Origin of the sequence: Sinomonas notoginsengisoli (assembly GCF_021554725.1) — a bacterium.
Taxonomy (GTDB): Bacteria; Actinomycetota; Actinomycetes; order Actinomycetales; family Micrococcaceae; genus Sinomonas; species Sinomonas notoginsengisoli.
Genome location: NZ_JAIZDP010000004.1, coordinates 202,767 through 222,741 on the forward strand (window position 1 = coordinate 202,767; position 19,975 = coordinate 222,741).

Below are 19,975 nucleotides of genomic sequence, written 5' to 3' on the forward strand. Positions count from 1 at the left end.
CCAGTAAGGGCGACGTGCCGTTCCTATCGTCGCTTCTGCAGGCGCTCGTCGAGCCAGCCCGGCAGCTGGGGGTGCCCTCGCTTCCACAGCGGCTTCTCGATGCAGTGGTCCCGGACCGCGTCGCGGGGAGGCGCGCTTGGGCCATCGAGGGCAGGGCTGCGATCGAAGCCAAGGGCGTGAACCGTCCAGGCAGCACCAGATACATCGCGGACCTCGAGAGGGCTCTCGAGGAGCATGCTGACGTCACGTGGGCCCGCGTCAATGCGCCGCTCGGGCGCGTCGTCATCTGCTTCCGCCCCAGCGCGGCCGGAGACGACCCCCGCGCCCATGCTCTGCTTACGGAGCTGGTCGCCATCGTCGACCGTGTCGAAGCTGAATTCACCGAATCCGCTGACAACGCTCCGCGGGGGCGAAATGCCCCTGTTGACCGCGTTGCGGTGGAGAGAGCCGCGGTTGAGCTGGCAGCGGACGTTGCCGGCTTGGCCGCGGCCGCAGCCTCGCACCTCCTGAGGCTCAGCGCGCTCCCGCAGGAGATCGCCGCGGCGGTGTCGGTGGTAGACAGCACGCCGCGCCTGCGGGGGGTCCTTGAGCGGCAGATCGGGGAGGGGCCCGCCGATCTCGTGCTGGCCCTGACGAACGCCGCAGCCCAGGCCATGTCCCGCGGTGTCGTAAGCCTGAGCGTCGACGCCGCCCAAAGGTACCTGATACTGGCCGAGGCCAGAGCCGAGTCCGCCGCGTGGAGGATGCACGCGGCCGGTCTGCTCGAATCCTCGGAGCGCGCACGCGCTGCTCCCATCGTCGTGGAACGCCCTCGCGAACTGCCACCCGGGCCTGTCGAGGTCTGGGCAGATCGTGCGGGGCTTCTGGGGGCAGGAGCCTTCGGCATCGCCCTGGCAGCGACACGCCACCCGAGGCAAGCTGTCGGCTTCGCGCTCGCCGCCCTCCCCAAGGCCGGTCGTGCCGGCCGCGAAGCCTTTTCATCCAGCGTCGGCAGGCACCTCGCGTCGCGGGGCGCGATCGTGCTTGACGCGGCAGCCCTTCGACGACTGGACCGCGTCACAGCGATCGTGCTCGACGTCGACCTCCTCACCACAGGCAGGCACCTGCTGGGGCAGATGAGGGTCCTTCCAGGCGCGGATCCCAAAGAGGTCGCCGAAAGGCTGCACGCCCTGTTCAGGCCCGACGACGCCCTTTCGGGGCACTCTGCGGATGGCTGGACCCTTGCTCCACTCGGCCCCGAGCTCTCCGAGCTCTCCGAACTCCCAGAGCAGCGCGGCACGCGGGAGCAGACGCACCGCGGAGACGGGACGGACCCAGTGCTCGGCCTGGTCCACGGTGGGCAGCTCAAGGCCATGGCCGCTGTGATCGACGAGCCTCATGAGTCGCTCGAGGCTCTTGCCGCCGCCGGGCACCGATCAGGCCACCGTCTCGTCCTCGCCGGACGCCCGGGGGCCAATCTGGCACTCGCCGCCGACGATCTCCTTCCCGGGGGACCCCGCCTCGTCTCAACAGTCCGCGACCTGCAGGCGCAGGGCGAAGTGGTGATGGTGCTCTCCGGCCGGTCGCACGCCCTCGCCGCCGCGGACGTGGGAGTGGGCGTAGTGGACCCGCGCTCAGCGGACAAGGCACCGCCATGGGGGGCGCACATACTGGCGGGGCAGGACTATGCCCTCGCCGCTCTCCTGATGGAGGCCTCGGCTGTCGCTGCAGACGTGAGCCGGCGCAGTGTCATGCTCGCACAGGCCGCGACTGCCATCGGGGGCGTCTCCGCGACCGCGGCCGCGGCAGGCTCGGCCGCCGCCCCGCGGTCCCTTCTCGCCGTGAACACCGCCGCAGCAATCTCCCTCGCGATGGGAGTCTGGTCCGCCTCGCGTCTCATCCGCGCACCCATGAGTCCTCCCATATCCCGGGTGCCATGGCATGCGATGCCGTCCGAGGCCGTCCTCGAGGCGCTGTCTACCAGCCGCGGCGGCCTCAGCTCGGACGAAGCGCGCCGGCGGCTGCGGGGCACACACGACGCCCGGCCCCCGATCCTCCGGCTCCCATCCGCGATTGCCGAAGAGCTGAACAACCCGCTGACTCCGATTCTCGGCGCCGGAGCGGCCCTCTCCGCGGCCATCGGCGCCGTCGTCGATGCCGGGCTAGTGGCCGCCGTGGCCCTCGCGAGCGCCGTGATCGGAGGGGTCCAGCGCTCTCGCACGGACCGCGCACTCGAGGACCTGCTCTCGAAGAGCGCCTTGACGGCGCGCGTTTTGCGGGACGACGCAGAGGCTCACGTGGCCGCCGAACAACTCGTCCCGGGAGACATCGTCCTCATCGGGCCAGGCGAAGTAGTCCCCGCAGACTGCCGCATCCTGGAGGCCATCGCGCTGCAGTCGGATGAGTCATCACTGACGGGCGAACCCTTCCCGCTGGCCAAATCCGCGGAACCGATCGTTGCCGAGAGCGTCGCCGAGAGGTCCTCCATGCTCTACGAGGGGACCACCGTGGCCGCGGGCCGCTGCACTGCTGTGGTGGTAGCGACCGGCTTCTCGACCGAGGCCGGCCGCAGCATGGCCGCCACAAGGTCGGGCTCGGCGACGGGCGGAGTTGAAGCTCGGCTGGCGCACATCACCGATGTCACGCTTCCGATCACCCTCGTGTCCGCGGTCGGGGTCATCGCTGCAGGTCTCCTCCGGGGTCGTCCGTTCAGGAGCACGGTGGGCGCGGGCGTGAGCTTGGCAGTCGCTGCCGTCCCCGAGGGGCTGCCCTTCCTGGTCAGCGCCGCCCAGCTCGCTTCGGCGCGCCGCCTCTCGACACGGGGGACCTTGGTGCGGAATCCGAGGACGATCGAAGCTCTCGGCCGAGTCGACGTCCTCGGCTTCGACAAGACGGGCACTCTCACGGAGGGACGCATCAGGCTGGAATCAGCGACCGGCGCTGACGGCAAGCTTGATTCCCTCCACGCGCTGCAGACGCGTAGCCGAGGAGTCGTGGCGGCTGGGCTGCGTGCCACGCCTTCAGCTCGGCGCCCGCTCGCTCACATGACCGACCGCGCCATCTCTTCCGCGGCCCGCGAGGCCGGCATCAGCCCAGACGAGGGAGCGCAGGGCTGGAAGAGGCTCAGCGCGCTGCCCTTCGAGCCATCGCGCTCCTACCACGCGACCCTGGCCAGCACCCACGAGGGCACCCTGCTCAGCGTCAAAGGCGCCCCCGAGACTGTTCTAGCACGCTGCACGGCCGTGAGGTCCGGCAACCGGCGACGAGGCCTCGACGAGGCTCGGCGCCGGCGGCTGACACGGCGCGTCGAAAAGCTCGCCTCAGAGGGGTACCGCCTCCTGGCAGTAGCAGAAGCGCGCCTCGATCAGTCCCCCCGGCAACTCGAGGACGATGACGTTGTGGGCCTGACGTTCCTCGGCTTCCTTGCCTTGACCGACCCGGTGCGCCCGGCGGCCGCGGCCTCTGTCGAAGCCCTCCGCGCAGCCGGTGTCCAGATCCTGATGATCACCGGCGATCACCCGGGAACCGCCGCGGCGGTCGCACAGCGGCTCGACCTTCTCGAGGACGGGGGCAGGGTGATCACCGGGACCGAGATCGATGCCCTCGGTGACGACGAACTAGCGCGGGTGCTCCCGCATGTTGCAGTGGTGGCCCGGGGCACCCCGGCGCACAAAGTACGCGTCGTCCAAACGCTGCAGGGCCTCGGCAAGACGGTCGCCATGACGGGCGACGGCGCGAACGATGCCCCCGCCATACGCCTTGCCGACGTCGGGATCGCCCTGGGGCGCAGGGGCACTCCGGCTGCGCGAGCCGCAGGGGACCTCGTGGTCACGGACGACAGGCTCGAGACGATCATCGCGGCGCTCGTCGAAGGACGGGCAATGTGGGGCTCGGTGCGTGAAGCGCTCGGCATCCTTGTGGGAGGGAACCTCGGGGAGATCGCCTTCACCCTGCTAGGAGCGCTGGCCACGGGCCTGTCGCCCCTGCGGGCACGGCAACTCCTGCTGGTGAACCTGCTCACCGACCTTGCTCCCGCTCTGGCCGTCGCCCTGCGACCGCCTCACGCGGCCTCGACCGAGGCTCTGCTGGCAGAAGGACCGGAAGCCTCACTCGGCTCGGCGCTGACCAGAGAAGTAGGGTTCAGGGCGGCCCTGACGACGGCCGGGGCCGGCGCCGGCTGGGCTCTCGCCAGACTGCTCGGGCTCCGCCGAGCGGCCCCGACCGTGGGACTCGTCTCACTCGTGGCGACCCAACTCGGGCAGACCATCACGGTCGGAGGCCCCTCTCGCGGCGTCGTTGTCAGCGGAGCCATCTCCTTGGCTGCCCTCGCCGCCGTAATCCAGACCCCTGGTCTGAGCGCCTTCTTCGGTTCGGTGCCCCTCGGCCCCCTAGGGTGGGGGATCGCCGCTGGAGCGAGCCTTGCCGTGGTCCTTCTCGGTGCCCTCGTGGCCAGGAGGAAGTTCTCCGAAACGCCCGAGTACAACGAGCGTATGCGGGCCGTTGAGGACTCGGCGTCCGCGGTCCCGGAGGTCGCATGAGCGCTGCAGCAGCAGACCCTACCCCTTCTGACATCTGGTTCTGACATCTGGGAGAGAGCGTGACTGAGACCGAAAGAGCCGCCAAGGGAACCTATTCCGCGGCTGCGAGCAAAGCGGGCAATCACCGCACCATCATTATCAACTTCGAAGGTGTCGGCACGGTGCGACTCCCGCCCACCGACGAGCTGGCCTTCCTCGGTGGAATCGGTGTGCTGGCCGCAGCAGGGATTATCGAGTGGCCGGTTGCCGGGGTCCTGGCTGCAGGGCATCTCATCTCGCGCATCTCGAGAAACAAGACCCTCAAAGCCTTCGGAGACGCCCTCGAAGAGGCCTGAGCGTAGAACCTGGGTCCGTCCACGTCCTGTAGGCCGAGCGCGGACTGGATTCGGCCACGGTGGAGGTTCGAAGCACGGTCATTCGCGGGATGTGGGCGCAGTGGAGCTCGCAGTCGGGAGTGTGCACGCGATCGGGCCGGGCGTCTGGTCAACCACGGCGGGGTCCGTGAGCACCTTGAAGGACGAGCCGAGGATGAGGTCAACGCTCGCATCCGAGCGGCCGTCCCGGATGTACACGCTCCCCGGCACATTGCGCTGGAGCGTGAACGCGGCGGCCTCTCCCCCGAACCCCCCGCGCACTACGGCGGGCGACTCCATCGCCGTCCGCTCGTTGCCCACGGCCCTCACGATGAACTTGCGCGCCTTGAGCTGGTCCGCCACCTCGGCCGCGAGGCCTTCCTTGCCTGCGCCGTTGAGCACGTTGACGGTGACCTTCTCGGGCGGCAGGTAGTCGTAGGTGCCGGACGGGCAGGTCGTGGGGTGCGTGGGCTTGCTCCCCGGTTCCGGGATCGTGAGACGGCCCGACAGGACTTCCAAGGCCGCGCCGACTCCTGCGAACAGGAGGGCCGCGAGGAGGCCGATCGCAACGGCATGGCGGGCCTTCCTCCACTGGCGGGAGCGCTGCCGCGCATCGGCATCCTCCTCGAACTGCGTGCGCAGCTGGCTGCCGCTCACCACGTGGTGTCCGTGGTACCGGGTCAAGTCCTGGGGCTTGCGTGCCATCGGGGGCTCACGCGTCGAGGTCGAGGACGCGCGCGTGGATCGCAGTGCGCTGGTGGAGGGCCGTGCGGACCGCACGATGCAGACCGTCCTCGAGATAGAGGACGCCCTTGTACTGGACGACGTGCGGGAACAGGTCTCCGAAGAAGGTGGAGTCCTCGGCGAGGAGTGCCTCAAGGTCGAGGGTGCGCTTGGTGGTGACGAGTTCGTCCAAGCGGACGGGGCGCGGCGCGAGGGCTGCCCAGTCCCTCGGCGTCACGTAGCCATGGTCCGGGTAGGGGCGCCCCTCGCCCACCGCTTTGAAAATCACGTTTCAAGCCTAGGCTCGCGGGAGTCGTCGCGGGAGCGCGTGCGGGCGGGCACCGCGCATTGTGGCCAAACGGTTATTCGCCACCCTTTTGCAAGAATGGGCCCATGCAGACCGCCCCTCCTTTTGCCCTGCTCCTCGACGTCGACGGCCCGATCGCAAGCCCGGTCACGCGCACCGTGATGCCGGAGGTCATTGCCCTGCTGAACGAGCTGGGCGGAGCGGGGATTCCCATCATCTTCAACACTGGGCGCTCGGACACGTTCATTCGGGAGCGGGTCATGGACCCGATGATCGGCGCCGGCATGCCGAAGGACCTCACGGTCCACGCGGTCTGAGAGAAGGGCGCCACCTGGTTCTCGTTCACACCTCAGGATGCCGGCGTGGTGCACGTGGACCGGGAGCTCGCCGTCCCGGGCGATTTCGCCGACGACGTCCGCAAACTCGTCGCGGCGAAGTACGCGGATCACATGTTCTTCGACGAGACGAAGCGTGCAATGGTCTCGGTCGAGCAGCGCGTCGATGTCTCCAACCGGGACTACCGTGAGGAGCAGGAGCACTTCGACGCCGATGCGCTGGAGCTCATGGCCCGGCACGACCTCGGCGCCACGCGCCTGGACCACCACCGCCCCGGGAGCGACGACACGGTGGACTACCGCGTCGATCCGACCATCATCTCCACGGACATCGAGTCGGTCCGCCTCGGCAAGGACCTCGGCGCCGCCCGCGCGTGCGAGCGCCTGCGCCGGGACGGAGTCGTCCCGGCGGCCTGGTACACGATGGGCGATTCCCGCACCGACTACGCGATGGCTGATTGGCTGCACCACAACGACCACACTGTGGCCCACGTGGACGTACGCCCTGCCGACGGTGTGCCCTCGAAGCCGTACGAGGTCTACACCTCCGCATACTTGGGCCTCGGCCCGGAGGTCATCCACGATGACGCTGGCCTCGCCTTCCTCACCGGCTGGCGGGACGCCCTCGCCCTCGCAGACTGAGCCGCCAGATCACCCCGCGCAACGCCGACGTCGCCCCCTGTGACGTCGAGGTCACCCGTACGGGTGGCGACGTTGACGCACGACGCCGCCACTCGCCGTCGTGCGTCAGGCCGCACCGGCGGTGCGAAGCCGCTGACGAGCGGTATTGAGCCCGTCGCTGACCGGGACGTGTCCGATGGCCCGCGCCAGGCCGAAGCGCGGCATTCCGCTGTAGACCGTCTCGATGCCGGAGCCAGGCGTCTGGTACGTCTCATGCCATACGCCGACGTCCCCGCTGCCCGCCACGGTTCGCATGAAGTCACGCCAGGGGGCGAGGTGCGGCGCGTCGCGGTTGGCGGCGAAGCGCTGGAGGTGCTCTGGGCTCTCCCAGTAGCTCACCAGCATTGTGGTCCGCCCGAGCCACTGGTGGAATCCGAGCATGCCCGCCTCCGGATTCTGCGACAGATGGCGCAGCATGGTTCCCATCGCACTCCCGACACGCAGCACCGTGCCGAGCTTCCACCAGCGGTTGGCCCGCATGCCGATGAGGAACACGGTGACGGGCCGGCCCGGCGTCGCCGTGTACCTGCCTGCGAAGACTTCCTGTCCCATGACTGCCACTCCTGTTTCATAACGATGTTACAAAACAACGTTACGTATACAATCCCATCATGGCAAGACCCACGGTCCACGATGCGGCGCTCCGCGATCGGCTGCTCGAAGTCACCGCCGACCTAGTCGACCGGGACGGGCCGGCGCGATTCTCGCTGCGCCAGGTCGCCGCGGAGGCAGGGACGTCAACGACTGCCGTGTATTCGCTGTTCGGCAGCAAGGCGGAACTGCTGTCCGCGGTGCTCGATGGCGCGTTCGCATCCTTCGGCGCCTCACAGCGCGCAGCCGCGGGCGCAGGCCTGTTAGGTCTCGGTCTCGCGTACCGTGAATGGGCGCTTGCACACCCGGCGCTCTACCGGCTCATGTTCGGCGGAGCGCTCTCCGCGTACGCCGACTGCACGCCGGACCCCGAGGTCGCGGACGCTTCCATGGCTCCGCTGCGCTCTGCCGTAGCGGCCGGACAAGCTTCCGGGGAGCTCAGGGACGGCCTCGTCGAGGTGGTTGCGGTGGGAATCTGGGGCCAGGTCCACGGCCTCGTGAGCCTCGAGCTGGCCCACATGGGACCTTCCGACGCCGACTGGGACGTCGCGTACCGGGCCGCGCTCGAATCCGTGCGGCGCGGCTGGGCGGGCTGACGCGGTCGCCGACCACGGCCCCGAGCGGACTGGGTCCAGGATCAAGAGGCGATGGGCACCGATGCCGGAAGGACCGCCTCGATCACGGCAATGAACTCCTGGTCATCCGGCTCCACGGCCGAGCGGAACCGGCCCACCACCCCGCCCTGGGGGCTGACCAGGAACTTCTCGAAGTTCCATTTGACCTTCTCACCCAAGCCATCCTCGGCTGGAAACCGCGTCAGCGAGGCGTACAGGGGATGCTGGTCCTTGCCCAGGACGTTGACCTTGGCAGCGAGCGGGAACGTCACCCCGAAGTTCACCCGGCAGAATTCGACGATCTCCGCATCGCTCCCGGGCTCCTGCCCGGCGAACTGATTGCAAGGCACCCCGAGCACCGTGAATCCACGGTCCTTGAACCTGCGGTAGAGGGCCTCGAGGCCTTCGTACTGGCGGGTGTAGCCGCACTTGGAGGCGACATTCACGACAAGCACAGCGCGGCCAGTGAACTGGCCGAACGTTGTCTCGGTGCCGTCGTTCAGGGTTAGGGCAATCTCGTGCAGGCTCACCCGGCCAGTCTAGGCCTGGCCCGGTCGAGGCCCGGCGAGGCCTAGGAGACGGGCCTCAGCAGCCCGGCGGGGCGGTTGCCGTAGGAGACGCCGTCGCCGTAGGGCTCGCCGCGGCTGTCGCCGTGGGGCGGGCCGCGGCTGTAGCCGTCGGGCTGGCCGTGGTTGTCGCCGTCGGGCTCGCCGCGGCTGTCGCCGTCGGAGACGCTGTAGCCGTCGGGGTCGCCGTGGCTGTCGCCGTCGGGCGGGCGCATGTCTGCGTGGGCGCGGGCGCGGCCGTTGTGGCCACTGTGGGGCTTGTCGTCGCGGTGGTGAAGGACGTCGGCGCCGGCTGGTCCGCCGTCGCGCTCGGGGTGGGAGTCGGCGTCGTCCCTGCGGTCGGGGTTGGGGCAGCCGTAGCCGGGGCGGGATCAGTCGGCGTCTGGCTCGGGGTTGGAGTCGCCGCAGGCGCAGGCGGGAGCGCCGTTGTGCCTGCTGCAGGCGACGGTGACGGCCCGGACAACGTTGGGCCGGCGGCCGGCACCTGCGACGTGGTCGGCGGGGCTGCCGGCGGACCAGCGGGAGTCGGGTCAGTGAGCGCTGGAGGAGTCGGCGCCGACGGAACGCGGGTGACGGTATCGCCCGGTGCAGGCTCCTCGGCCACCACTGGAACGGCCCAGTTCTGCCGCTCGCTCGTGGACTTGCCGTCCTTCGGGGAGTAGTCAGTGATCTGGATGGCGGCCAGGGGGTCCTTCTGCGCTATCGGGATGAACGTGAACATCATCGGGTCGATGTGCCGTCCGTCCTTGATGGTCTCGAAGTGGAGATGGCAGCCGGTCGATGATCCGGTGGACCCGACCAGGCCGACCACCTGGCCCGCCTCAACCGATTCGCCCGTCCTCATGGCAGCGCCGAGCATGTGGTTGTACGTGGTGATGATCCCATTGCCGTGATCGATCTCGACCCGGTTCCCGCCGCCCCACGGATGCCATCCGGCGGCGCGGACCACGCCGGCGTCCGCCGCATAGACCGGGGTGCTGCAGGCTGCGGCGAAGTCCTGACCCCAGTGGAACTCACCGATCTGGCCGGTCAGGGGGCTTGTGCGATACCCGAACCCCGAGGTGGGGGTTAGGCTCGTCAACGGCGCGTACAGCTTTCCCGCTTCGGGCCGAGGGAGATCGGCCTGGGCAACCGCGATGGGCGAGATGTGGCCAGCCGCGAGGGAGCCGACCGCGGTGCGGTAGAACTGCACGACCGCGCCCGGATCCGCTGTGATGGGATAAAGGTCCCCCGCGAGAGCAGGTGAGGCGCTCATCATGACGGCGGCCGTCAAGGCTGCCATCACTGCGGTCACACGAGCCCGCACACGGGACAGTGCGCGGCTGACGGCAGGTGCCATCGGACTCCCCAATCAGTCGCGGCGCCGCCGCAGCCCGGCGCACGGTCTCATTCTGGCGACCTCGGCGGGATTTGAACAGGGGCGGAAGCTGTGAGAAATGTGGGCTGCCCCGCTCGCGCTCAGCTTGGGGCCATGGCGGCGCGAACGAACAATGCCCCGGTCCGAAGACCGGGGCATCGAGGTGCGGAGGATGGGGGATTTGAACCCCCGAGGGCTGTTAACCCAACACGCGTTCCAGGCGTGCGCCATAGGCCGCTAGGCGAATCCTCCAGGTGCGCTCGTCAAGAGCAGGTACCAGAATACCCGACCGGGGCGGATGCTCCGAATCGGCCCCTCGCGCTCATCACGCCGAGGGGAATCGGAGGGAGAACTGCGCGCCTCCCTCCGGCGCCCGGCCCGCAGTGATCGCGGCGCCGAGGCGTGCAGCCAGCCGGACAGCGATCGAGAGGCCGAGCCCGGTGCCCACCTTCCGCTCCCCGGCGTAGCGGTCCCTAAGCGCCCCGCGCTCGAAAGCCTGGCGGAGGTCCTCGTCGCTCAGCCCGGGACCGCCGTCGCGCACCTCGACCACCACGTCCGTGCGATCCCGTCGTCCGGCCACCACGAGCGGCGAGCCTCGCGGCGTCGCCCTGAGTGCGTTTTCGACCAGCCCGTCCAGCAGCTGTCGCAGTCTCCGGGCATCCGTGACAACCGGGAGTGGGCCGGCAACGTCGGCCCGTGCGGCAACGCCCGCCGGCTCCCACACGCCGCGCCATGCCTCCACGACTGCGGGCAGCAGCTCCGCGGCGTCGACCGGCTGGGCATCGATCCGGAAGTCGTCCGCCTCGAGCCGGGCGAGCTCGAGGAGGTCCCGCACAAAATGGTCCAGGCGTTCGGTCTCGGTGCTGAGCGTCCGGCCCACGCGCGCCACCTCCTGGTCGGGAATCAGCCCATCGGCGAGGGCCTCGGCGTAGCCGCGGAGCGCGGTCAGGGGCGTGCGCATCTCGTGGGAGACGGAGAGCAGGAACTCTCGCTGGCGCGCCTCGCTGGCGGCCAAGGACGCATCGAGGCCCGCGAGCGCCCGGGAAACCTGCGCCACCTCACCCGGCCCGGCGGCGTCGACCGCCACACCCCGCTCGCCGCCGGCGAGTCGACGCGCTGCCGCGGCCACCCGCACAAGGGGCCCGGCGACCCACCGCGCCACGAGCGCTCCGCCGAGCGCCGCGGCAATGAACCCGATGAGCAGTGCCCATAGGAGCCGCGTGACGAGGGGCCCGGCTGCCCGGGTGACGGCAGCGACGGGTTCGGCAAGGACCAGGCCGCCCCCCGCCGCGATGGGCCGCGCCTCGACGACCACGGGCACGTCCGCGACGGTCTCCGTCTGTGAGACAGACTGGCCTGCCAGGACCTTCTTCACCGCGCCCGAGCTGACGAATCGCCGACCGGCACCAGTCACGGCGCCGTCCGGCAGGATCAGGGCAATGCGGCCAGACTCACCGAACGCGAGTTCGCGAAGCGATGCGAGGTCCGTGACATTCCCCGAGGCGCTCAAAGCCGTCGCCTCGCGGGACAGGCTCGAACGGGCCTGATCCACCGCCGCAGACTGGATGAGCTGGGCTCCCACGAGACCCGCCACGACCGTTGCAAGGGCTGCCACGGCCACCATCACGAGCGTGACGCGCGCGTGCAGCGACCGGAACCAGGCCATCATCCCCGCGCCGGACCCGGATCCGGCGACACGCTGTATCCGACGCCCCTCGTGGTGCGCAGGGGGCTCGCGTCGCCGAGCTTGGCGCGCAGCTGTGCCACGTGCACGTCGACCGTGCGCCCACCGCCGTAGTCAGCCTGGCCCCACACGGCCGCGAGGAGCTGTTCGCGGCTGAACACTCGTCCCGGCTGGGACATGAGGTGCGCGAGAAGGTCGAACTCCATCGCGGTGAGCTGCACGCGGCGCCCGTCCGCCTCCGCGGTGCGCTGCGCAAGATCCAGCCGGATGTGCCCCACGCGCAGGGACTCCGGCGCCCACGGCCCGGCGGCGCGGCGCACGAGGCCCTTCACCCGCGCCACGAGCTCACGCGGGGAGAACGGCTTGGTCAAGTAGTCGTCGGCCCCCAACTCGAGGCCCAGCACGCGGTCCACCTCGTCGTCCCGGGCGGTCACGAAGATCACGGGCGTCCAGTTGCCTGCCTCGCGCAGGCTGCGGCAGACCTCCACGCCGTCGAGTCCCGGCAGGCCCACATCGAGGACGACCGCCACGGGCTTGAGCCGCCTGATCTGCTCGAGCGCGGCGACGCCGTCCCGCTCCACGTGCACGCCGTATCCCGCCCGGGCGAGGTACAGGCGCTCGAGATCAGCGATCGCGTCCTCGTCCTCGGCCACGAGCACCAGCCCGCGCGCCCCGCGGGCGTTGCGCTCTTCCACCCCTTTATTCAAGCGCACGACGGCGCCGCCCCGCCCGGGCGCGCGCCCACGCCTTACATTCCCCGAACATTGGCCGAACCGTACGCTTGCGCTGCGCCGGAACCATGGGTGGCATGACGACGAAAGGCAACGCCATGCAGCCCCAGGACCCCACTACCGCCATTCCCGCTCCCTCTCGCCGGCGCCGCTGGGCGGTCGGCGCCGCCTCGGCCGTCGCAGCCGCCGTGCTCGTGGGGGGCGGGGCCGCGGCCGCCGAGGCCGCCTCGACTCCCTCCATGACCTCGGCGCGGCCGGCAGCGGCCATCGCCCCGGCGGCGGCAAGCACCCCGTCGCCGTCTGCCACCCCGGGTGCGGGAGCGAAGGCCTCCGCGAAGCAGCCCGCGAGGGCCGCGCTGCGGCGGCTGCTCGCCGTCGTGATCCGCCAGGACGGCACGTCACAGTACGGCCAGCACGCGCAGGCAGCGGCGCGGACGGCGATCAATGGGCACCCGGCGGCTTTCCGCCACCTGCCGCAGAAGCTGCGGGACGAGCTCTGGCCCCTCGCTGGCGCCCCATCCGGTCAGGAGGCCGCGGCCGCCCAGACCGTCAAGGGGCACGCCCTCGACGGAACCTACGGCGACGCTGTGAAGAAGCTCGCCGAGGCGATCCAGAAGGCGCCCGCGAAGGCGTCCCCTGCGCCGTCGTCCGCACCCGCGACACCATCGCCGGCCCCGTCCGCAGGGAGCTGACCGCCTGCGATTCGAGGCCCGGCCCGGACTCCGCTAAGATGATTTGCAGCCCCTCATGTGGCGTCATCCTGCTGAACTCCCCCAGGACCGGAAGGTAGCAAGGGTAAGTGGGCTCTGGCGGGTGCATGAGGGGCCTTTTCATACCTGTGGATAACCCGGGCTCCGCTCCGGCCCCGATTGGTAGGGTTTCTTACGTGACTGCTCCAGCTGCCCTCTACCGCCGGTACCGGCCGGACACGTTCCAGGACGTGATCGGACAGGAGCACGTCACTGAGCCGCTCATGACGGCGCTGCGCAAGAACCGCGTCAACCACGCCTACCTCTTCTCCGGCCCGCGCGGCTGCGGCAAGACCACCTCGGCGCGGATCCTCGCCCGCTGCCTCAACTGCGAGAAGGGCCCCACGCCGGACCCGTGCGGCGCGTGCCCGAGCTGCGTCGAGTTGGCCCGCGGCGGCGCCGGCTCACTTGATGTCATCGAGATCGACGCCGCGAGCCACGGCGGTGTGGACGACGCCCGTGACCTGCGGGAGCGCGCTACGTTCGCGCCGGTGCGTGACCGGTACAAGATCTTCATCATCGACGAGGCCCACATGGTCACGTCAGCCGGCTTCAACGCGCTGCTGAAGATCGTCGAGGAGCCTCCGGAGCACATCAAGTTCATCTTCGCGACCACGGAGCCGGACAAGGTCATCGGCACCATCCGCTCGCGCACGCACCATTACCCCTTCCGGCTCGTCCCGCCGGAGCCGCTGCTGAAGTACCTCGAGCAGTTGTGCGCGTCCGAGAACGTGCGCGTGGCGCCTGGGGTGCTCTCCCTCGTGATCCGCGCCGGCGGCGGGTCCGTGCGAGATTCCCTCTCGGTGCTGGACCAGCTCATGGCCGGCGCTGGCCCCGAGGGGATCGACTACGAGCTGGCCGTCGCCCTGCTCGGATACACGCACGCGACGCTGCTCGACGACGTGGTCGATGCAATGGCAGCAAACGATTCGGGGACGGTGTTCCGCGCCGTGGACCGTGTGATCCAGACCGGGCACGATCCGCGCCGCTTCGTCGAGGACTTGCTCGAGCGGTTCCGCGACCTCATCATCGTCCAGGCGCTGCCCGACGCCGCCGAGTCGATCCTGCGCGGCGTGCCCGCCGACCAGCTCGCGCGGATGCGGGTCCAGGCGCAGAACCTCGGGGCGGCTGAGCTCTCCCGGGCCGCGGACGTCACGAACGAGGCCTTCAACGAGATGACCGGCGCCACCTCGCCGCGCCTGCACCTCGAACTCCTCTGCGCGCGGCTCATGCTCCCCGCCGCGGACGCGGTCGAGCGGGGCTGGGCCGCCCGGGTCGACCGGCTTGAGCGCCGCCTCTCCTTCGCGCACGACGGCGCGGGGTCGCCACCCGTGGCCGAGCAGCGTCCGTCGAGCAGCGAGGAGCGCCGCCCGGACACGGGAGCAGAATCGACAGCGCCCCGCGAATCCCGGGTGACCCAGCGGAGCGAAGCGGAGTCGAATCCCCAGGCCACTCCCCCTTCGGCTGCGCAGCCCACACCCGCGCCGGTTGAGCAGCCCGGACCCGCGCCGGTTGACCGTCCGGTGCCCACGGTGACTGAACGGAGCGAGCCGCCAGCCGGTGAGCGCAGCGAAGCGGAGCCGAGACCGCGTCCAGAAGCCCAGACCTCGGCGCCCCCGACCCCGACCTCGGCCTCACGCCCTCCGGCGCCGGCGCAGGGCGGCGGGGCAGGCAGCGTGGAGATGTTCCGCCGCGCGTGGCCGGAGATCCTCGACGCCCTCGCGAAGGTCAAGCGCAGCACGTGGGCACTCGTGGGGCCCAACGCCTCGGTCGCCGGCTTCGACGGACGCACCCTCGCGCTCGCGTTCGGAACCTCCGGCCTCGCGGCCGCCTTCACCCGCGGCGACCATTCCGCCAACCTGCACCAGGCGATCCAGAGCGTGCTCGGTGTCGACTGCCAGATCGACGCCGTCACGGGCGGCAACGGCCCAGGTCCCTCGCCTCTGGTCGGAGGCGACGCCCGCCCAAAAGCATCGGCTGAGCCGTCCCAGGGCACGTCCGTGCCCCGCGTGGGCGCCCCCTCCCAGCCAACGGCTGCACAGCAGCCCGACCGCTCACTGGCCCCCGCGCAGCAGCCGGCGCCTTCACCTGCGTCCGCCCCGAGGCCCGAGCCGCCTCAGGAAGCGACACCGCGGCCCGCACCCTCCCCGGCTGGCCCCACGGCTCCCTCCGCGGCAGACGTCGCCTGGGGCCTCACCCCCGGCCTCGCGCCTCAGCCCGCCGCAGCAACCCCCCAGGAGGAGCCGCCTCCGCAGGGCCAGCATTCCGCGAAACCGGCCACGCAACCTCAGGCACGCGGGGAGGCGAAGGGACCCGCGCCCCAAGCCACCGCGCCTCAAGCACCCGCGTCCCAGGAGCCCCAGACCTCTGGGGGACCATTCGACGGCATCCCGTACTCGGACGAGGAACCACCTGGCGAATGGGACGAACCGTACCCCGACGATGCTGGCTACGGCGCGCCCAGGCAGAACCCCGTCAAGCGGCAGCCCCCCGCGCCAGCAGCCCCCGGCCCGCAGGGCTCACCGACCGAGGCGAACGAGAACACGCCGGAGGAGAAGCGACTGAAGGACCCATGGTCGTACGCCCGCGAGAGCACGCCGGGCGTATGGAGCGTGGGCACCGAACCGAACGTGCGCCCGGACACCATCGCCGGCTCGGCACCCTCGGCGGTCAAACCCCCCGCGCCCGCAGAATCTGCCGAGTCCGCCGAGACCGGGGCGGCCAAGCCCGAGGAGCCAGCGGCAGCAGCGCCGTCGTACGAGCCGGCTGCGGCCCAGCCGCCCCAGCGCGCACCCCAGCCTCCCACCGACGGCGCGTCCCGCCCGCCGCACGATCCGGGTCGGAAGCTGAGCATGTACGAGCGCCTGAGCCGCAAGGCTGCCCAGGAACGCTCGCAGGCCCAGAAGCCTGAGCCCGTGCAGAACCAGCAGTACGTCGAGGACATCCCGAGCGCGGACGACGAGACGATCGAGCAGTCGAGCGTGTTCGGCCGGACCGCGGTGGAGAGGATCCTCGGCGGCAAACTCATCGAGGAGCGGTCTCTGGACGGGACTGTCATACCGCCGCGGTAGCGTAGTGGGGTGTATGAAGGCGCAGTCCAAGACCTGATCGATGAGCTCGGCCGGCTCCCGGGCATCGGGCCCAAGTCGGCCCAGCGGCTCGCCTTCCATGTCCTTGAGGCGGATGCGGCGGACATGAAGCGCCTCGCGGCGGCGATCATCGGCGTCAAGGAGCGCGTCAAGTTCTGCCAGATCTGCGGCAACGTCACGGAGCAGGACACGTGCGCCATCTGCCGCGACACGCGCCGCGACCCGAGCGTGATCTGCGTGGTCGAGGAGTCCAAGGACGTCATGGCGATCGAGCGGACCCGCGCCTACCGGGGCCGATACCATGTGCTGGGCGGCGCGATCAACCCCATCGCCGGCATCGGGCCCGACCAGCTGCGCGTCCGCGAACTCCTCACGCGCCTCAATGACGAGACAGTCACCGAGATCATCCTCGCCACGAACCCCAACCTCGAGGGCGAGGCCACGAGCACCTATCTGGCCCGGATGCTCAAGACGATCGGCGTCACCGTGACGCGCCTGGCATCAGGCCTTCCGGTGGGCGGAGACCTCGAGTACGCAGACGAGGTCACCCTCGGCCGCGCGTTCGAGGGCCGCCGCAGCGCCATCGGCTAGCCGCGACCGACGGCGTGCTCCCACCCTCACCGAACATCTCACCGCGGGATTTGTGACAGATTGTTAAGCGCCCGCGCACGGCGGGGGCATGCTGGATTCATGAGCACTGCACGCACGTCCATTCCGGTCCTGGACCTCTCGACGGCGAGGGACGCGGATGGCCAGTTCACCCCCGGATTCCTCGATGCACTGCGCGACGCCACGCACAACGTGGGCTTCTTCCAGATCGTCGGCTATGGCGCCCGGCCCGGCCAGGACCAGGAGCTCCTGGACACGGTGGCGGAGTTCTTCCGGCTCCCCCTCGAGGACCGCCTCGCCCTGGACAACCGCAACTCGGCCCAGTTCCGCGGCTACACCCGTCTAGGCACCGAGGTGACCCGCGGCCGGGCGGACGCCCGCGAGCAGATCGACTACGGCCCCGAGCGGCTCCCCCTCGAGGATGTGCCCGCGGACCAGCCGTACCTGGGCCTGCAGGGCCCGAACCAGTGGCCGGCCGGGTTCCCCGCGATCGAGAAGGCGGCCATGGAGTGGGCCGCACTGATGTCCACCGTCGGCGCCGAGCTGCTCTCCGCCATCTCCGTCTCCCTCGGCCTGCCCGAGGACCACTTCGCCGAGCCCTTCGCGGGCACGCCCGCCTGGATGGGCAAGCTCGTCCACTACGTGGGCACGGGCATTGTCCCCGAGGCCGGAAAGCAGGGCGTAGGCCTGCACGCGGACTACGGCTTCGTCACGCTCCTCCTGCAGGACCAGGTGGGCGGACTCGAGGTCCAGCCGTACGGGCAGGAGGAGTGGATCGATGTCCCGCCCACGCCGGGCGCGCTCGTGGTCAACCTCGGCGAGATGCTCGAGGTGGCCACCAACGGCTACCTCATGGCCACGATCCACCGCGTCACCGCCCCGCCCGCCGGCGTGGACCGCTACTCTGTGCCGTTCTTCTGGTCACCGCGCCTCGATGCAGTGATCGAGCCGGTCGAGCTGCCGGCCGACCTCGCAGCCCAGGCCCGCGGCGTCTCCGACGATCCGGAAAACCCGATGCTCGCCTCCTACGGGCAGAACGTCCTCAAGGGTTGGCTGCGCGCGCACCCGCAGACCGCGAAGATCCACTACCCGCAGCTGGTCGGCTGACGGCACGGCTCACGGCGCCGGCTCAACCCCAGCGAACGACGGCGGGCTGCACCCAAGCGGGCCGCTCGCCGTCGTGCGTACCGGCCCCGGGACCGGAAGTGCCGCTTTCCCCAGGAAGTGCCCGTGACAGCGCCTTCTGGCTGAGAACGGCACTTCCCGTGCTGATGCCTATGCCTCGCCCAGGGCCGCCCGCGGGGCGGACACAATTCACCCGCCGAGAGGGCCGGGGCGTAAACTGCTTGGGACCCCCGTAGTGTCTAACCCCCTGTGAGCGTGCCCGCATGTCGTTGCCCCTCGAATTGCCTGACCGGCAGCTGATCGTCCAGAAGTTCGGCGGCTCGTCCGTCGCGGACGCGGCCGGGATCAAGCGGGTAGCCGAGCGCGTCGTGGACACCCAGCGGGCCGGGCACGAGGTCGTGGTCGTGGTCTCGGCGATGGGGGACACCACCGATGAGCTCCTCGATCTCTCCGCGCAGATCACGGACGAGGCCCCGGCTCGCGAGATGGACATGCTCCTCTCCGCCGGCGAGCGCATCTCGATGGCCCTGCTCGCGATGGCCATCAACAAGCTCGGTGCGAAGGCCCGCTCGTTCACGGGCTCGCAGGCCGGAATGATCACGGACGGGATCCACGGCAAGGCACGCATCATCGACGTCGACCCGCACCGCGTCCGCACGGCGCTGGACAAGGGTGCGATCGCGATCGTCGCGGGCTTCCAGGGGGTGAGCCGCGAATCGCACGACATCACCACGCTGGGCCGTGGCGGTTCCGACACGACCGCCGTTGCCCTCGCTGCTGCGCTCGACGCAGACGTGTGCGAGATCTACACCGACGTGGACGGCGTCTACACCGCGGACCCGCGCGTGGTGCCTGCCGCGAAGAAGATCGACCGCATCTCCAGCGAGGAGATGCTCGAGCTAGCCGCCTCCGGCGCCAAAATCCTCCACCTGCGCTGCGTCGAGTACGCGCGCCGCTTCGGGGTGCCGCTGCACGTGCGCTCCTCGTTCAGCCAGCACGAGGGAACCTGGGTGCTGCCCAGCCCCGAAGACAAGATCACCATCAGCGAGGGAGTCGCTTTGGAACAGCCCATCATCTCCGGCGTTGCACACGACCGCTCCGAGGCCAAGGTCACTGTGGTGGGCGTCCCGGACATTCCCGGCAAGGCCGCCGCCATATTCCAGGTCATTGCCAAGGCGCATTCGAACGTGGACATGATCGTGCAGAACATCTCCACGTTCGGCCGCGGCAAGACGGACATCTCGTTCACCCTGCCGATCGTCGAGGGCGCCGAAGCCCTCACGGCGCTCAAGGCCGCCCAGAACACGATCGGCTTCGAGGACATCGAGTACAACGCCGAGATCGGCAAGCTCTCCCTCATCGGCGCCGGCATGCGCTCCAACCCGGGCGTCTCCGCGACGTTCTTCCAGGCACTCTCGGACGCGGGGATCAACATCAACATGATCTCGACCTCCGAGATCCGCATCTCCGTGGTGACCCGCGCCGATCTGCTCGACGACGCCGTCCGCGCGATCCACTCCGCCTTCAACCTTGACGCCGAGGCTGAGGCAACCGTGTACGGCGGCACGGGCCGCTGATCCCACCACGACGGCCGGCCACCCTCCGCTGGGGGTGGCCGGCCGTCGTCGTGCGTGCTGCGCTGGGCGCGGTGCTAACGGCGTCTTCGGGGCGCGGGCTCCCCCTTGCGGACAGCGTAGTGGTGTCCCTCGCTGTCGGTCTCTACCTCGAAGCTGCGCAGTTCGTCCTCGGACGCCTGTTCGAAGGCGTCGTGCCTATGGACGATCGGCGCCTCCGGATCACTGTGCGCGGCGGGACCCCAGACGGCCTCGGCACGTTCAGCGACTCGCATGAAGGTGTCGAGTACCCTGTGCTTCTCGGGCATCTCTCATCACCCCCTTCCGGTAGCGTCATTGTACGCGCGGGGTGACGCAGATCTCAGGGGTG

The 19,975-nt window shown here is 70.1% G+C and carries 16 protein-coding genes, 1 tRNA gene, 1 other RNA gene and 1 pseudogene; 10 read left to right on the top strand and 9 right to left on the bottom strand.

From position 1 onward, the window contains the following. The first annotated feature begins 14 nt into the window (after positions 1–14). Both LF262_RS17120 and LF262_RS09750 read left to right on the top strand, forming a co-directional pair. On the top strand, positions 15–4,517 hold the full coding sequence (locus LF262_RS17120; protein ID WP_235780106.1) for an HAD-IC family P-type ATPase: 4,503 nt from the start codon (positions 15–17) through the stop codon (positions 4,515–4,517). Positions 4,518–4,576: 59 nt separating this feature from the next. Continuing rightward, positions 4,577–4,852, top strand: coding sequence for a hypothetical protein (locus LF262_RS09750; RefSeq protein WP_235780107.1), 276 nt, complete (start codon positions 4,577–4,579; stop codon positions 4,850–4,852). A 78-nt stretch (positions 4,853–4,930) separates the two neighbouring features. Here LF262_RS09750 and LF262_RS09755 read toward each other — a convergent pair whose 3' ends face one another. Continuing rightward, positions 4,931–5,575 carry a LytR C-terminal domain-containing protein gene (locus tag LF262_RS09755; protein WP_235780108.1) on the bottom strand — a complete coding sequence of 215 codons (645 nt, stop codon included), beginning with the start codon at positions 5,573–5,575 and terminating at the stop codon, positions 4,931–4,933. A 7-nt stretch (positions 5,576–5,582) separates the two neighbouring features. Beyond that, positions 5,583–5,882: a type II toxin-antitoxin system VapB family antitoxin gene (locus tag LF262_RS09760; RefSeq protein ID WP_235780110.1), complete on the bottom strand. Its 300-nt coding sequence runs from the start codon at positions 5,880–5,882 to the stop codon at positions 5,583–5,585. A 104-nt stretch (positions 5,883–5,986) separates the two neighbouring features. On the opposite strand from LF262_RS09760, the pseudogene LF262_RS09765 reads away from it, so the two are divergent. Continuing rightward, positions 5,987–6,877: pseudogene (locus LF262_RS09765) on the top strand (hypothetical protein). A gap of 105 nt (positions 6,878–6,982) precedes the next feature. On the opposite strand, the gene LF262_RS09770 reads toward LF262_RS09765, so the two are convergent. Next, positions 6,983–7,468 (bottom strand): DUF4188 domain-containing protein, encoded by a 486-nt coding sequence (locus LF262_RS09770; protein WP_235780111.1) that lies wholly within the window; start codon positions 7,466–7,468, stop codon positions 6,983–6,985. 59 nt (positions 7,469–7,527) lie between these two features. Between LF262_RS09770 and LF262_RS09775 the strand changes: the two genes are divergently transcribed. Further along, positions 7,528–8,103, top strand: a complete 576-nt coding sequence (locus tag LF262_RS09775) for a TetR/AcrR family transcriptional regulator (protein WP_235780112.1) — start codon at positions 7,528–7,530, stop codon at positions 8,101–8,103. Between the two features lie 41 nt (positions 8,104–8,144). On the opposite strand, the gene LF262_RS09780 is transcribed toward LF262_RS09775, so the two are convergent. From LF262_RS09780 to LF262_RS09800, 5 genes are all read right to left on the bottom strand, one after another. Continuing rightward, a complete protein-coding gene (locus LF262_RS09780) occupies positions 8,145–8,651 on the bottom strand; it encodes a glutathione peroxidase (RefSeq protein WP_235780116.1) in 507 nt (168 codons plus the stop codon). Positions 8,652–8,706: 55 nt separating this feature from the next. Next, positions 8,707–9,969 carry a M23 family metallopeptidase gene (locus tag LF262_RS09785; protein ID WP_235780117.1) on the bottom strand — a complete coding sequence of 421 codons (1,263 nt, stop codon included), beginning with the start codon at positions 9,967–9,969 and terminating at the stop codon, positions 8,707–8,709. A gap of 241 nt (positions 9,970–10,210) precedes the next feature. Beyond that, positions 10,211–10,296: transfer RNA gene (locus LF262_RS09790), tRNA-Ser, on the bottom strand. Positions 10,297–10,369: 73 nt separating this feature from the next. Then, the gene (locus LF262_RS09795) at positions 10,370–11,710 is read right to left on the bottom strand and encodes a sensor histidine kinase (RefSeq protein ID WP_235780119.1); all 1,341 of its coding nucleotides are present in this window, start codon (positions 11,708–11,710) and stop codon (positions 10,370–10,372) included. Continuing rightward, the gene (locus LF262_RS09800) at positions 11,710–12,423 is read right to left on the bottom strand and encodes a response regulator transcription factor (RefSeq protein WP_235780121.1); all 714 of its coding nucleotides are present in this window, start codon (positions 12,421–12,423) and stop codon (positions 11,710–11,712) included. The genes LF262_RS09795 and LF262_RS09800 overlap by 1 nt, the downstream gene beginning before the upstream one ends. A 113-nt stretch (positions 12,424–12,536) precedes the next feature. Between LF262_RS09800 and LF262_RS09805 the strand changes: the two genes are divergently transcribed. From LF262_RS09805 to LF262_RS09830, 6 genes are all read left to right on the top strand, one after another. Continuing rightward, positions 12,537–13,151, top strand: a complete 615-nt coding sequence (locus LF262_RS09805) for a hypothetical protein (protein ID WP_235780122.1) — start codon at positions 12,537–12,539, stop codon at positions 13,149–13,151. A 44-nt stretch (positions 13,152–13,195) separates the two neighbouring features. After that, positions 13,196–13,292, top strand: an RNA gene (gene ffs / locus LF262_RS09810) — signal recognition particle sRNA small type. Positions 13,293–13,345: 53 nt separating this feature from the next. Then, entirely contained in the window at positions 13,346–16,279 is a 2,934-nt protein-coding gene (locus LF262_RS09815; RefSeq protein WP_235780123.1) for a DNA polymerase III subunit gamma and tau, read from the top strand. A gap of 9 nt (positions 16,280–16,288) precedes the next feature. Next, positions 16,289–16,888 carry a recombination mediator RecR gene (gene recR, locus LF262_RS09820; RefSeq protein ID WP_235780124.1) on the top strand — a complete coding sequence of 200 codons (600 nt, stop codon included), beginning with the start codon at positions 16,289–16,291 and terminating at the stop codon, positions 16,886–16,888. Positions 16,889–16,987: 99 nt separating this feature from the next. Continuing rightward, positions 16,988–18,013 carry an isopenicillin N synthase family dioxygenase gene (locus tag LF262_RS09825; RefSeq protein WP_235780126.1) on the top strand — a complete coding sequence of 342 codons (1,026 nt, stop codon included), beginning with the start codon at positions 16,988–16,990 and terminating at the stop codon, positions 18,011–18,013. 281 nt (positions 18,014–18,294) lie between these two features. Further along, the gene (locus tag LF262_RS09830) at positions 18,295–19,608 is read left to right on the top strand and encodes an aspartate kinase (RefSeq protein WP_235780127.1); all 1,314 of its coding nucleotides are present in this window, start codon (positions 18,295–18,297) and stop codon (positions 19,606–19,608) included. A gap of 74 nt (positions 19,609–19,682) precedes the next feature. On the opposite strand, the gene LF262_RS09835 is transcribed toward LF262_RS09830, so the two are convergent. After that, positions 19,683–19,913 (bottom strand): hypothetical protein, encoded by a 231-nt coding sequence (locus tag LF262_RS09835; RefSeq protein ID WP_235780128.1) that lies wholly within the window; start codon positions 19,911–19,913, stop codon positions 19,683–19,685. Between the last annotated feature and the right edge of the window lie 62 nt (positions 19,914–19,975).

Excerpts from the sequence above, each read along its gene's own strand:
- LF262_RS09755 (WP_235780108.1), bottom strand. The coding sequence starts at position 5,575 with ATGGCACGCAAGCCCCAGGACTTGACCCGGTACCACGGACACCACGTG.
- LF262_RS09785 (WP_235780117.1), bottom strand. The coding sequence starts at position 9,969 with ATGGCAGCCTTGACGGCCGCCGTCATGATGAGCGCCTCACCTGCTCTC.
- LF262_RS09775 (WP_235780112.1), top strand. The coding sequence starts at position 7,528 with ATGGCAAGACCCACGGTCCACGATGCGGCGCTCCGCGATCGGCTGCTC.
- LF262_RS09830 (WP_235780127.1), top strand. The coding sequence starts at position 18,295 with ATGTCGTTGCCCCTCGAATTGCCTGACCGGCAGCTGATCGTCCAGAAG.
- LF262_RS09770 (WP_235780111.1), bottom strand. The coding sequence starts at position 7,468 with ATGGGACAGGAAGTCTTCGCAGGCAGGTACACGGCGACGCCGGGCCGG.
- LF262_RS09795 (WP_235780119.1), bottom strand. The coding sequence starts at position 11,710 with ATGGCCTGGTTCCGGTCGCTGCACGCGCGCGTCACGCTCGTGATGGTG.
- LF262_RS09835 (WP_235780128.1), bottom strand. The coding sequence starts at position 19,913 with ATGCCCGAGAAGCACAGGGTACTCGACACCTTCATGCGAGTCGCTGAA.
- LF262_RS09825 (WP_235780126.1), top strand. The coding sequence starts at position 16,988 with ATGAGCACTGCACGCACGTCCATTCCGGTCCTGGACCTCTCGACGGCG.
- LF262_RS09805 (WP_235780122.1), top strand. The coding sequence starts at position 12,537 with ATGACGACGAAAGGCAACGCCATGCAGCCCCAGGACCCCACTACCGCC.